Here is a 12,617-nt window from a genome sequence, read left to right on the forward strand (position 1 = left end):
CGGTGTCCGTCGCCGGGAGTGGCTTGCGCTGTCCGGTTCGCCACCTCTGTATCGATAGCGAGACGTTGATGACCTCGATATCCACTTCGCGTCGCGGTGCCCCGAATTCCGCTGTGCACTCCGCCGACGCCGCCGTCCTGGATTCGGCCCATACCGGCGACATCGTTGGTGCGTTCGGCCGGATCCGGCGGGATGGCGACGGCGTAGCTTCCCGGCGGTGGCAGCGTCTGCGGACCCTGATGGTCATCAGCGGTCCCGGGCTGATCGTGATGGTCGGCGACAACGACGCCGGTGGTGTCGCCACTTACGCTCAGGCCGGCCAGAACTACGGGATGACCCTGCTCTGGACCCTGGCCTTGCTGATCCCGGTGCTATACGTGAACCAGGAAATGGTGTTGCGCCTGGGTGCGGTCGTAAGGGTCGGGCACGCGCGACTGATCTTCGAGCGCTTCGGCAAGTTCTGGGGCGCGTTCAGCGTCGGCGACCTGTTGATCCTCAATGCGCTGACCATCGTCACCGAATTCATCGGCGTATCAATGGCCCTCGGCTTTCTCGGCTGCCCGAAGGCGGTCGCCATCCCGGCCGCCGCGGTGCTGTTGTTCGCGGTGGTCGCCGGCGGCTCATTTCGCCGCTGGGAGCAGATGATGTTTCTGCTGATCGCGGTCAACGTGGTGATCATTCCGATGGCGCTACTGGTGCATCCGACGTTCTCGGGGACGGTGGGTGGTTTGGTGCCACGCTTCCCCGGAGGACTGGACTCCACGGTGCTGTTGCTCATCGTGGCGATCGTCGGCACCACGATCGCACCATGGCAGTTGTTCTTTCAGCAGTCCAACGTGGTGGACAAGCGCATCACGGCGCGCTGGATTCCCTACGCACGAGCGGATCTGGTACTCGGCATCGTCGTGGTGATCGTCGGGGCGACAGCGCTGATGGCGGTGACCGCATTCGGCCTGGCCGGCACCTCCGACGTCGGCCACTTCAGTGACGCGGGCGCGGTCGCAACGAGTTTGACCAACCACTTCGGCTCCACCGTGGGCATCCTGTTCGCAGTCGTGCTACTCGACGCATCGCTGATCGGCGCGAACGCCATCGGGCTGGCCACCACCTATGCCGTTGGCGACGCGATGGGCAAAAGGCACTCGCTGCACTGGAAGATCAGTGAGGCCCCGCTGTTCTACGGCGGCTACGCGGCGCTACTTGCGATTTCAGCCGCGGTAGCGTTCAGCCCCGACTACTTGCTCGGCTTGGTGACCCAGGGTGTGCAGGCCCTCGCCGGCATCCTGCTACCGTCGGCAACGGTATTTCTGGTGTTGCTCTGCAACGACCATGCGGTACTGGGTCCGTGGGTAAACACCCTGCGGCAGAACATTATTGCTTGGACCACGGTCTGGTGTCTGGTCTTGCTGTCGCTGGCGCTGACGGTAACGACCTTCTTTCCGCGCCTGTCGACCGCCGCCATCGAGATAGGTCTGGTGGCCGGCGCGGCGATCGGCATGATGGGCGGCGCTGCGGTGCTCATCACCGGCCGCCGGCGCAGCGGCCGACGCGACGCGGAGGCCATCTCGCAATCCCTGGGCGGCGGGCTGGATCCCGGGGAGGTCGATGAGATCAACGACGCCAAGTTGCTCAGCCGTGCCGAACGGCGTGCCATTCGCCAACAGGACCGGGCCCAGTGGTGTACCCCCAATCTGACCGACCTTGCCCGCCCGGCCATGTCGCCGGCACACCGGCTGGGCCTATTCACCCTGCGGGCCTACCTCGTGGTCGCGGTGGTGCTGGTGGTTGTCAAGGTGGTGCAGGCCGGGATCGGCTGACCGGCTGGATGATTCAGCCGGCAGCCAGCACCGTTGTGCGCGCCGCAAAGACTAGCCGACCACCTCGATCGGATCGCCGACGTTGACGCTGTCGAAGTACCACGCCGCGTTATCCGGGCTCAGGTTGATGCACCCGTGGCTCACATTGGCGTAGCCCTGTGAGTTCACCGACCACGGCGCCGAATGGACATACACTCCGCTCCACGTGACCCGAACCGCGTAGGAGGCGGTGATCATGTACCCCTCCGACGAGTTCAGCGGGATGCCGATGGTGCGGGAGTCCATGACAACGGTGCGCTCTTTGGACAAGGCGGTGAAGCTGCCGATCGGAGTGGGGCGACTGGGTTTGCCCATCGACGCCGGCATGGTGCGCAGCACGTCACCGTTGCGGCTGACGGTGAAGGTGTGCGCGGAGATGCTGGCCACACCGAGCAGCTCGTCACCGGTCTCGAAGCCGGTGGTCAGTTCCTGCACCCCCACCGAAACGCGCGTGTGGGTGGGCCAGTATCGGTCCGGCACCCACTGCACGAGGTTGCTTTGGACCCACTGGAAGTGTCCGGTCATGTTGCTCGGTGAAAGGACGTGAATGGTCCGTTGGGCGGCGCGGCGGTTGGTCACTGGCGCGGTGAACGTCACCACCACGGGGTGCGCCACTCCTACCACCGCTCCGTTCGCGGGCAACACCGAAGCAACGCCCGGAATCGGCTCTGCGGCCGGCAGGGCCGCGGTGGCGGGACTGCCCGCTGCCACGACCGCCAATACTGTAATCGCAACCATAACGAATAGATAACGAATTATTCGACGCATGGCGTCCGCCCTTCGAGATGGTGCGAGCAACTAAACGCATTCTAGTTGTTAGGTGCCCACTCGCGGGGTGTAGCAAACAATTCTCAGTTAGCCTGGGGGTCGGGATTCGGGCCCATATTCGGGGTCTCGGGTGAAACTCCTCGGTGCGCCGAAAATCAATCCGGAATTGACGTTGGCGCAGATTCCGGGGTCGGATTCGCTGGTAGCGATACCGATTCCGCGTACGTCCGGGCTGGCTCGTCGCGCCGCGCCTGCGGTCCAACCGCGCTGCGGGGTAACGAGAACCGCCCAATGGCGCGCGGACCTTGTCGCGACGGTGCAGGACCTGGCGGCCCAATCGGGGACCGGCGGGCGACAACGGTCCGGTGGGGGCGATAGCCTCAGCGAATCGGTACCCATGACCGAGGAGGTGTCAGTGCTCTTCCGTCAACTGGAGTACTTCGTCGCGGTAGCTCAGGAACGCCACTTCGCCCGGGCGGCGGAGAAGTGTTATGTGTCGCAGCCCGCCTTGTCCTCGGCAATCGCCAAGCTCGAACGTGAACTCAACGTCACCTTGATCAATCGGGGCCACAGCTTCGAGGGGCTCACCCCGGAGGGTGAGCGGTTGGTGGTCTGGGCCAAGCGGATCATCGCCGAGCACGACGCCTTCAAGGCAGAGGTGGACGCGGTGCGATCGGGGATCACCGGAACGCTGCGTTTGGGCACCGTTCCGTCTGCCTCGACAACTGCGTCGCTGGTGCTGTCGGACTTCTGCTCGGCGCACCCGTTGGTGAAGGCGCAGATCTGTTCCCGGTTGGCGGTCACCGAGCTGTACCGGCGGCTGCGTGACTTCGAGCTGGACGCCGCCATCGTGTATACGTCCTCCGACGATGGTCATGACGTTGACTTGGTGCCGCTGTACGAGGAGCGCTATGTGCTGCTGGCGCCGCCGGAGATGTTGCCCCCGGGCGTGTCGACGCTGAGCTGGCTCGATGCCGCGCAGCTACCACTGGCCCTGCTCTCCTCGGATATGCGAGACCGGCAAATCATCGACGCGGCCTTCGCCGACCACGCCATCACGGTCAGTCCGCAGGTTGAAACCGATTCCGTTGCTTCGCTGTTCGCTCAGGTCGCCACGGGGAATTCGGCGTCCATTGTGCCGCACACCTGGCTATGGACCACACCCGCGGGCGGTGAGATACGCCCGGTCCAACTGGTCAGCCCGGTGGTGAAAGCCCAGGTCGCCTTGGCTACCAGTTCCACCGGGCCTGGATTTCCCGTCGCCAGGGCGCTGATGACCAGCGCCCAGGGGCTCGCGTTGGATGAGTTCTTCCAAACGCGGCTGATGGAGATCAGCCGCCGGCGCTGACCCGCGCTGGGGTGGCCGCGCTAGTGGGATTTAGGCTGGCTAGGTGCCCGCTCTCCACACCGGCGGCCGGGTCGAGTTCGCAGTCGATGACGGTGGGTCCGTTGGATGCGAGCGCCGCGGTCAGCGCCGACCGCAGCTCAGTCGAGGTGGTGACGTGATATCCCTTGCCGCCGAATGCTTCTGCGATCAGCTCGTGGCGTGCGTGGGCGCTCAACACAGTGGGGGCGGGGTCGTTGGGACTGGCGTCTGTGGCCTGGGCCTTGGTGGCCTCGTCGCCACGGTAGACGCCGCCGTTGTTGAGGATGACCACGGTGACGGGAAGCTGGTAGCGGCAGATGGTCTCGACCTCCATGCCGCTGAAACCAAATGCACTATCCCCTTCGATTGCGACGACGGGCCGGCCGGTCTCCACCGCGGCCGCGATGGAGTAGCCCATGCCGATACCCATCACCCCCCACGTTCCCGTGTCGATACGGTGACGCGGCAGCTGCATGTCGATGACATTGCGGGCCAGGTCTAGCGCGTTGGCGCCTTCATTGACCAAATACACGTCGGGATTATCGTGCAGCACAGTGCGAATGGCGCCAAGCGCGTTGTAGAACCGCATCGGGTGCGGATCCTCGGCCAAGCGTTGCAGCATTTTTGCTTCGTTGCGTGCCTTGCGTTCGGCGAGCTCGGTGGTCCACGGGGCCCTGGTCGCGATCGGATGCCGGGCCAGGCCGTCGGACAATGCCGCCATCACCGAGCCGATGTCGCCGGTCAGTGGCGCGGCAATCGGGCGGTTGCTATCGAACTCCGATGCCGCGATGTCGACCTGGATGAACTTGGCGTCGGCCGACCACTGCGGTGACTCGCCGTGGCCGAGTAGCCAATTCAGCCGAGCCCCGATCAGCAGGACAGCGTCGGCGCGGGCGATGGCAAGCGAGCGAGCCGCACCCGCGGAGCGCGGATGCGAATCCGGCAGTAGCCCCTTGGCCATTGACATGGGCAGGAACGGAATTCCGGTCGTCTCGATGAAGTCCCGGATCGCGTTGTCGGCCTGTGCATATGCCGCGCCCTTCCCCAGCACGATCAGCGGACGTTGGGCCTGGCTGAGGATGGTCAGTGCGCGATCGACGGCCTCGGGTGCGGGCAATTGCCGCGGGGCCGGGTCGACGAGGCGCCAAACGGTCGCCGCGGCGGCCGTCGCGTCCATCGCCTGACCGAGCACCTCGCCGGGGACGTCGAGGTAGACCCCGCCCGGGCGGCCCGAGATCGCGGTGCGCAACGCGCGGGCAATGCCAAGCCCGACATCTTCGACCCGATTGATCCGGTACGCGGCTTTCGCGAATGGGCGGGCCGCGTTGAGCTGGTCGATCTCCTGATAGTCGCCACGTGCCAGATCCACGATCGCCCGCTGGCTGGACCCGGAAATCTGGATCATCGGGACGCAGTTGGCGGTTGCGTTGGCCAGTGCGGGCAGCGCGTTGAGGAAACCCGGGCCCGACGTGGTGAGGCACACCCCGGGCCGGGCGGTCAGGAAGCCTGCGGCGGCCGCCGCGTTGGCGGCGGAGGCTTCGTGGCGGAATCCGATGTAGCGGATTCCGCGGGCCTGCACGGTGCGCGCCAGGTCGGTGATGGGGATGCCGACGATTCCGTAGATCGTGGCGACGTCGTTGGCTTTGAGTGCGTCGGCCACCAGATGGAAACCATCGGTCAATCCGCCTGCGGCTGTCGCGTCGCTGGGAGATGCCGATTGTGTGGTCATGGTGGCGACTCCTCGGGTGTGTTGGTGGCCGGTGGCTTGATCACCACTCTTATCGGGTGCCCCCGCTGTGTCCAAGACCGGTTCTCTATCCGACGATTCACTCCGTCTATCGAGCGGCGGCTACGGCGTAGGCCGGCACCACCGCGACTCGATAGCCGTCGACTATCGACTGGTAGCCGGTCAGTATTGGACAACGCGTACCGATCACCGGCAGGGTGCTGATCAGGTGCCAACTGCACCGGTAATACCTGGAGGGAGTGCACGCGATGGCATCGGACTCGATCACCGGCGGCCAGGCAGTGCCCGCGCACGTCGGGACCCAACCCTGCGACTCGGCCGCCGGCCCTCGGCTGGCGGATCTGGTGGAGCTGGCGGCGGCCCAGCTGCCGGAGGCAACCGCGGTCATCTTCACCGCCGATCGTGTCGCGGTCAGCTATCGCGACCTGGTCCGCCTGGTCGACGACCTCGCCGGGCAGCTGACTCGGGCCGGCCTGCGGCAGGGGGAGCGGGTGGCGTTGCGCTCGGGCAGCAACCTCGAGTTCGTGGTCGCGCTGCTGGCCGCGTCACGCGCGAATCTGATCGTCGTTCCGCTGGATCCGGCGCTGCCGGTCGCTGACCAACGCGCCCGCGCCGGGGCCGCAGGGGCACGCGTGGTGCTCATCGACGGCACCGGACCCGGCGACCGGGATGAACCGGCGGTTCGATGGTGGCCGATCGCGGTGAGTGTGGCGCGCGATACCGGCATTCTGTCGGTCCATTTGGACGCCGCCGGCGAGCCCACCGCGGTGGCGTCGGCGCCCCAGGGGTTGCGGGCCGACGACGCCATGATCATGTTCACCGGGGGAACCACGGGGCTGCCGAAGATGGTTCCCTGGACGCGCGCCAACATCGCCACCTCGATACGGTCCATCATCGCGGGATACCGGCTGAGCCCACAGGACGCGACGGTTGCGGTGATGCCGCTATACCACGGCCACGGCCTGATGGCCGCGTTGCTGTCGACCCTGGTCTCGGAGGGCACGGTGCTGCTGCCGGCTCGCGGAAAATTCTCGGCGCACACATTCTGGGACGACATTCACGTCGCGCACGCCACCTGGTACACTGCGGTGCCCACGATCCACCAGATCTTGTTGGAGCGCGCCAAGACGGAACGGGAAGCCGACTCGTCCGGCCGGACTCGCGCCGCATTGCGCTTCATCCGCAGTTGCAGCGCGCCACTCACGCCCGAAACCGCGCAAGCGTTGCATGACGAGTTCTCCGCCCCGGTGTTGTGCGCATTCGGCATGACCGAGGCCACCCACCAGGTGGCAAGCACCGGTGTCGAGGGCAGCGGCTGCGACGAAAACCCCGCTGAGTCAACCGGTCTGGTCGGTCGATCAACGGGGCCCGAAATCCGGATCGTCGGGCCCGACGGGCATCCGGTCGGGCCCGGCGCCGTCGGCGAAGTCTGGTTGCACGGCCCCACGGTGGTGCGCGGCTACCTCGGTGACCCGAAGATCACCGCGGCAAACTTCACCGACGGCTGGCTACGCACCGGCGACCTCGGAACCCTGTCGCAGGCGGGCGACCTCAGCATCCGCGGCCGGATCAAGGAACTGATCAACCGGGGCGGGGAGAAGATTTCCCCGGAACGCGTCGAAGGGGTGCTGGCCAGCCACCCCGGGGTGCAGGAGAACGCGGTCTTCGGCGTCCCCGACGCGCTCTACGGCGAAGCGGTCGCGGCGGTGATCGTGCCGCGTGAGCCCGCGCCCACTGCGCAGGAACTCACCGAATTCTGCCGGGAGAAGCTGGCGTCCTTCGAAATTCCGGCCACCTTCCAGATGGCCAGTGAGCTGCCGCATACCGCGAAGGGGTCGCTGGACCGGCGCGCGGTGGCCCAACAGTTCGGCGGGCAGGCCTAGTAGGGTCCCAGCGCCGAAGCGATGGAACCCCAGGCGGCCTGCGCGCCGGAATCGCCGACCTGGTAGGTCGCGACGAGCGTGGCCGCGGCGGCAACGATCACCAGCGCGGTGATCGTCAGGTGCGTCGCGGTGTTGACCGCACGCCCCCGTTCCCGGCGAACATGCATGACCACCAGCAGGGCGACGGCCAACGCCTGGACCGCCATGAAATAGGTCAGGGTCTCACCGAGTTCCTGGTGCTTTTCTACCATCGGTGACGGGCCCAGCCGAGCCTGAAGCCATGCACCGGCGTCAGCGGTGATCGGGGTCGCGATGAGTGTGATGACCGCCAGCAGCAGCGTCAGCCAGACAAATCGCTGCCGTGCCGGTGTCCACAAGGCACACACGATGGCCAGGATCGCGGTCAGCGGACCCAGCACCACGACCAGGTGATTGAGCAGGATGTGCGCGGGCAGTCCGTTGATGGTCGACATGAATCCGCCGGGCCGCTATGCGTGAGTCTTCACGTGGGCGGCGGCGGATTCGGGCATCGGCTCATAGCGGGCGAAGGAGCGGGTGAACGACGCCACCCCGTGGGCCAGGGAGCGCAAATCGATGGCGTACCTGGTCAATTCGACCTGCGGCACCTCGGCCTTGACCACCGTGCGTTCGTGGCCCACCGTGTCGGTGCCGAGCACCCGGCCGCGACGTCCGGACAGGTCGCCCATGATGGTGCCGACGTAATCGTCGGGCACGAGCACCGCGATCTCGTCGATCGGTTCCAGCAGCGTCACCCTGGTCGCGGCGGCCGCCTCTCGCAGCGCCAGTGAACCGGCCATCTGGAAGGCGAAATCCGATGAGTCGACGCTGTAGGCTTTGCCGTCGAGCAGCGTCACCCGGATGTCGACAACCGGGTACCCGGCGTGCACGCCCTTGTCCATCTGGGCTCGGACGCCCTTCTCCACGCTGGGAATGAACTGACGTGGCACCGCTCCACCGACCACCTTGTCGAGGAACTCGAACCCCGAGCCCTCCGGAAGCGGTTCCACTTCGATGTCGCAGACCCCGTACTGGCCGTGCCCACCGGACTGCTTGACGTGCCGGCCGTGCCCCTTGGCGTTGCCGCTGAAGGTTTCGCGCAACGGCACCCGCAGCTCGACGGTGTCGACGGTGACGCCGTATCGGTTGGCGAGCGCGTCGAGTACCACGCCGGCATGGGCCTCGCCCATGCACCAGAGCACGATCTGGTGGGTCTCCTGGTTCTGCTCGATGCGCAGCGTTGGGTCTTCGGCGGCCAGCCGGCTCAGTCCGACCGCGAGTTTGTCCTCGTCGGTCTTGGCATGGGCTTCAATGGCCATCGGTAGTAGCGGCTCCGGCATGGTCCAGGGCTTCAGCACCAGCGGTTCGGACTTGTCCGACAGGGTGTCGCCGGTTTCGGCCCGGCTCAGCCTGCCGATCGCGCAGATGTCACCGGCCACCACTTTGGTGGCCGGACGTTGCTGTTTTCCGAGCGGAAACGACAGCACCCCGATGCGTTCGTCCTCGTCGTGGTCGGGGTGTGTGCTGGCGGCCGCGCCGTTCCCGTTGGCACTGCCGAAAAAGGATGAGAAGTGACCTGACACGTGAACCGTGGCGTCGGGCTTGATGGTTCCGGCGAAGACCCGGACCAGGCTGACCCTGCCGACGTAGGGGTCCGACGTCGTCTTGACCACTTCGGCGAGCAATGGCGAGTCAACGTCGCAGGCCAAGTCGGCGTGGGTGGCGCCCTGTGGGGTGAAGACCTCCGGCAGCGGATGTTCGCGGGGCGAGGGGAAGCCCCGCGTGGCAACTTCGAGCAGTTCCAGCGTGCCGACACCGGTGCTGGCGCACACCGGGATCACCGGAAAAAACGAGCCCCGCGCAACGGCCTTCTCCAGATCCTCGATCAGGATCGATTCGTCGATCTGCTCGCCACCGAGGTAGCGCTCCATCAGCGACTCATCCTCGGACTCTTCGATGATTCCCTCGATCAGGGACCCGCGGGCCTCCTCTATCCGGTCCGCGTCCGAAGCTCCGGGTGCCGTCTCGCAGCGCGTGCCGTTTGCGTAGGCGTACTGGGTTTGGGACAACAAGCCGATCAAGCCGTCGCTGGTCGGTAGATACAGCGGCAGTACTTTGTCCCCGAACGCGATCTGGGCGGCAGCCAACGCCTCCGCGTAGTTCGCTCGCGCGTGGTCGAGTTTGGTGATCACCACCGCCCGCGGCATGCCAACCTGGCTGCATTCTTGCCAGAGCGACTTCGTCGGCTCGTCCACACCCTCGTTTGCCGCGATGACAAATAGCGCGCAGTCCGCGGCGCGCAGCCCGGCGCGCAGTTCACCCACGAAGTCGGCATAGCCGGGGGTGTCGACCAGATTGACCTTGATGCCCTGGTGTGACAGTGCGGCGACCGCCAGGCCGACCGAGCGCTGTTGACGGATCTCCGCTTCGTCGAAGTCGCAGACCGTGGTGCCGTCGGTTACCGAGCCGGGGCGAGAGAGCACTCCGGCGGACACCAAAAGCGCTTCCACGAGGGTGGTTTTCCCGCCCCCGGACGGTCCGACCAGAACCACGTTGCGGATAGCGTCCGGACCTTCGGCGGTAGGCGCAGTTCCCGAACCCGAGGAACTACCTGCTCTGTCGGCCATGACTTGCCTCCCGTTCTTCCCGGGGTTGTCCGCCCACTCCCGTACGCGGTGTGTTCCAGCCCACAGGACGCAGTAGCAACTTTTCTCTCAACTGCCCCGCAACACAAGGGTCGGTAACTGGCGCCTACCGGAGCGGACCGGAGACCAGATGCCACAACGCGCGGGGCGGGTCACGCGTGCCAGCTGGACCAGCGCCGCACGGCTACGCAGATAACCGGCCCATCCAGCAGCACCGATTGGTATTGGGCGTACTTTGCGCGCAGCAGCCGGTAACCGGTGTGCAGCACCGCTCCGGCCGGATGGATTTGGGCGACTCCGTCGGCGCGGACCCACCACAACTGCGTCCAGTCGTCGTCGTAATGGTCGACCAGCAGGCTGACCTGCGGCGTGCGCTCAATGTTGGTGAGCCGGCGCAGCCTGCGGGTGGATTTCGGCTTCGCGTCGACGGCAGTGAAGATCAGGTCGTTGTCGACCGCGAAAACCACCGGCACCACATGGGGAATGCCCTCGGGGGTGACCGTTGCCAACCGCGCCACCGGGGATTGGGTGAACCTGACCGCGGGGTCGAACACTTCGCCCACCGGCCCAGCCTACGGCCCGGAGTGGGGCTGGTCGGTCTGGCCGGCGCGCTACCGTTGCTCGATGCGGGCGGAGACTCAGATCGCCAACCTGCTCTATCGCTATGCCGAATGCATCGACGCCGGCGATTTGCCGGCGGCCGCCGCGCTCTTCGAGCACGCCCGCATCCGAATCGCCGCGGACGGTGATCAGGACGGCGGTCAGGACACCGTCGATGCGGCGGGATTGTTGAAGATCTGGGAGGCCCTGATCATTGTGTATCCCAACGGGACGCCGCGCACCAAGCACGTGGTCAGCAATCCGATCATCGAGATCGACCCGCAGTGCGGAATCGCTCGTTGTCGCAGCTACTACACCGTTTTTCAGCAGGTCGACGACTTCCCGCTACAGCCGATCGTCACGGGCCGCTACCACGACCGTTTCGCCTGCGTCGACGGCAAATGGCGGTTTTCCTACCGCGACCTGACTCTGATCGACATGGTGGGTGACGTCAGCCACCATCTCAGGTATGCGCTGGAGCCCGGTCCGTCGACCTCGGCGAATAACCGGCGATCTGGGCCTTAGCAAGGCCACACATCGCTATCCTTGGACTATTCTCGTAAGACTAGGTTTTGCTGCCCGGACCTGAAGGCTGGGACAATTCTCTGATTCTTACCCCGACGCAGGAGGATGCGGGATGAGTAAATTGCGCCACCACTCACCGAGGTGGTCATGGCTAGTGGCGGTACTGGCCGTGCTGGGACTGGGCCTGGCCACCGTGCCGGCGCCGGCGCACGCGGCGCCGTCGAACCTGGCGCTGGATCGGTTCGCCGACTTCCCGACACTGCCGCTTGACCCCTCGGCGATGGTCGCGCAGGTCGGCCCGCAGGTCGTCAACGTCAACACCAAGCTCGGCTACAACAACGCGGTCGGGGCCGGAACGGGCATCATCATCGATCCCGCCGGCGTCGTGCTGACCAACAACCACGTGATCTCGGGCGCCACCGACATCTCCGTCTTCAGTGTCGGTGACGGCCGCACCTACGGCGTCGACGTGGTCGGTTACGACCGCACCCGCGACGTCGCGGTGCTGCAGATGCGCGGCGCGGGTGGCCTTCCCGCCGCCGCGATCGGCGGCGGCGTCTCCGTTGGAGAGCCGATCGTGGCGATGGGCAACACCGGCGGGCAGGGCGGTACGCCCCGCGCGGTGCCCGGACGCGTGGTCGCACTGGACCAGACCGTCGAGGCATCCGACGCGCTGACCGGCGCCGAAGAGACGCTCAACGGGTTGATTCAGGTGGACGCCGCGATCGCCCCCGGTGACTCCGGCGGGCCGATCGTCAACAACATGGGTCAGGTGGTCGGCATGAACACCGCCGCCTCCGACAACTTCCAGATGTCCGGTGGCGGAACGGGCTTCGCCATCCCGATCGGACAGGCGATGGGCATCGCCGGACAGATCCGCTCCGGCGGCGGGTCGCCCACGGTGCACATCGGGCCCACCGCCTTCCTCGGTCTGGGTGTCGTCGACAACAACGGCACCGGGGCCAAGGTTGCGCGCGTGGTTGGCAGCGCTCCGGCGGCGGTGGTCGGCATCTCCACCGGCGACATCATCACCGCACTCGGCGGCGCCCCGATCAACTCGGCGACCGCGATGTCGGATGCGCTCAACGGGCACCACCCTGGCGACATCGTCTCGATCAGCTGGACATCCAGTTCGGGTGGGCAGCGCACCGAAAACGTGACGCTTGCCGAGGGCCCGCCCGCCTGATCTCGCTGCGGCTTCTTCGCGTC

The 12,617-nt window shown here is 66.3% G+C and carries 10 protein-coding genes; 5 read left to right on the forward strand and 5 right to left on the reverse strand.

What is annotated here, in order from left to right:
* Positions 1-68 precede the first annotated feature (68 nt).
* Positions 69-1,817, forward strand: a complete 1,749-nt coding sequence (locus tag CKW46_RS03870; RefSeq protein ID WP_015354110.1) for an NRAMP family divalent metal transporter — start codon at positions 69-71, stop codon at positions 1,815-1,817.
* A 51-nt stretch (positions 1,818-1,868) separates the two neighbouring features.
* On the opposite strand, the gene CKW46_RS03875 is transcribed toward CKW46_RS03870, so the two are convergent.
* Entirely contained in the window at positions 1,869-2,624 is a 756-nt protein-coding gene (locus CKW46_RS03875; protein ID WP_482052845.1) for a L,D-transpeptidase, read from the reverse strand.
* 415 nt (positions 2,625-3,039) lie between these two features.
* Between CKW46_RS03875 and CKW46_RS03880 the strand changes: the two genes are divergently transcribed.
* Positions 3,040-3,972: a LysR family transcriptional regulator gene (locus CKW46_RS03880; RefSeq protein ID WP_015354111.1), complete on the forward strand. Its 933-nt coding sequence runs from the start codon at positions 3,040-3,042 to the stop codon at positions 3,970-3,972.
* On the opposite strand, the gene oxc is transcribed toward CKW46_RS03880, so the two are convergent.
* The gene (oxc, locus tag CKW46_RS03885) at positions 3,956-5,719 is read right to left on the reverse strand and encodes an oxalyl-CoA decarboxylase (protein WP_482052846.1); all 1,764 of its coding nucleotides are present in this window, start codon (positions 5,717-5,719) and stop codon (positions 3,956-3,958) included. The two genes, CKW46_RS03880 and oxc, sit on opposite strands and share 17 nt — an antisense overlap.
* Positions 5,720-5,985: 266 nt before the next feature.
* Here oxc and CKW46_RS03890 point away from each other — a divergent pair, with 266 nt between their 5' ends.
* Positions 5,986-7,620, forward strand: coding sequence for a FadD7 family fatty acid--CoA ligase (locus CKW46_RS03890; RefSeq protein WP_482052847.1), 1,635 nt, complete (start codon positions 5,986-5,988; stop codon positions 7,618-7,620).
* Here CKW46_RS03890 and CKW46_RS03895 read toward each other — a convergent pair.
* The 3 genes from CKW46_RS03895 to CKW46_RS03905 all read right to left on the reverse strand — a co-directional run bounded on the left by CKW46_RS03895 (position 7,617) and on the right by CKW46_RS03905 (position 10,846).
* On the reverse strand, positions 7,617-8,093 hold the full coding sequence (locus CKW46_RS03895) for a DUF2231 domain-containing protein (protein WP_015354114.1): 477 nt from the start codon (positions 8,091-8,093) through the stop codon (positions 7,617-7,619). The two genes, CKW46_RS03890 and CKW46_RS03895, sit on opposite strands and share 4 nt — an antisense overlap.
* 15 nt (positions 8,094-8,108) lie before the next feature.
* Positions 8,109-10,265 carry an elongation factor G-like protein EF-G2 gene (locus tag CKW46_RS03900; protein WP_482052848.1) on the reverse strand — a complete coding sequence of 719 codons (2,157 nt, stop codon included), beginning with the start codon at positions 10,263-10,265 and terminating at the stop codon, positions 8,109-8,111.
* A 170-nt stretch (positions 10,266-10,435) separates the two neighbouring features.
* Positions 10,436-10,846 carry a TIGR03668 family PPOX class F420-dependent oxidoreductase gene (locus CKW46_RS03905; protein WP_011742304.1) on the reverse strand — a complete coding sequence of 137 codons (411 nt, stop codon included), beginning with the start codon at positions 10,844-10,846 and terminating at the stop codon, positions 10,436-10,438.
* Positions 10,847-10,907: 61 nt separating this feature from the next.
* On the opposite strand from CKW46_RS03905, the gene CKW46_RS03910 reads away from it, so the two are divergent.
* Together CKW46_RS03910 and CKW46_RS03915 are read left to right on the forward strand one after the other, a co-directional pair.
* The gene (locus tag CKW46_RS03910; RefSeq protein ID WP_011742303.1) at positions 10,908-11,408 is read left to right on the forward strand and encodes a nuclear transport factor 2 family protein; all 501 of its coding nucleotides are present in this window, start codon (positions 10,908-10,910) and stop codon (positions 11,406-11,408) included.
* Positions 11,409-11,520: 112 nt separating this feature from the next.
* Positions 11,521-12,594 (forward strand): S1C family serine protease, encoded by a 1,074-nt coding sequence (locus tag CKW46_RS03915; RefSeq protein WP_015354116.1) that lies wholly within the window; start codon positions 11,521-11,523, stop codon positions 12,592-12,594.
* The last annotated feature ends 23 nt before the right edge of the window (positions 12,595-12,617 follow it).

The organism is Mycobacterium liflandii, assembly GCF_022354805.1.
Lineage (GTDB): Bacteria > Actinomycetota > Actinomycetes > Mycobacteriales > Mycobacteriaceae > Mycobacterium > Mycobacterium marinum.

What these genes read in the sequence shown, in the direction of transcription:
- CKW46_RS03870 (WP_015354110.1), top strand. Translation starts at nt 69, where the DNA reads ATGACCTCGATATCCACTTCGCGTCGCGGTGCCCCGAATTCCGCTGTG.
- CKW46_RS03875 (WP_482052845.1), bottom strand. Translation starts at nt 2,624, where the DNA reads ATGCGTCGAATAATTCGTTATCTATTCGTTATGGTTGCGATTACAGTA.
- oxc (WP_482052846.1), bottom strand. Translation starts at nt 5,719, where the DNA reads ATGACCACACAATCGGCATCTCCCAGCGACGCGACAGCCGCAGGCGGA.
- CKW46_RS03890 (WP_482052847.1), top strand. Translation starts at nt 5,986, where the DNA reads ATGGCATCGGACTCGATCACCGGCGGCCAGGCAGTGCCCGCGCACGTC.
- CKW46_RS03895 (WP_015354114.1), bottom strand. Translation starts at nt 8,093, where the DNA reads ATGTCGACCATCAACGGACTGCCCGCGCACATCCTGCTCAATCACCTG.
- CKW46_RS03900 (WP_482052848.1), bottom strand. Translation starts at nt 10,265, where the DNA reads ATGGCCGACAGAGCAGGTAGTTCCTCGGGTTCGGGAACTGCGCCTACC.
- CKW46_RS03910 (WP_011742303.1), top strand. Translation starts at nt 10,908, where the DNA reads ATGCGGGCGGAGACTCAGATCGCCAACCTGCTCTATCGCTATGCCGAA.
- CKW46_RS03915 (WP_015354116.1), top strand. Translation starts at nt 11,521, where the DNA reads ATGAGTAAATTGCGCCACCACTCACCGAGGTGGTCATGGCTAGTGGCG.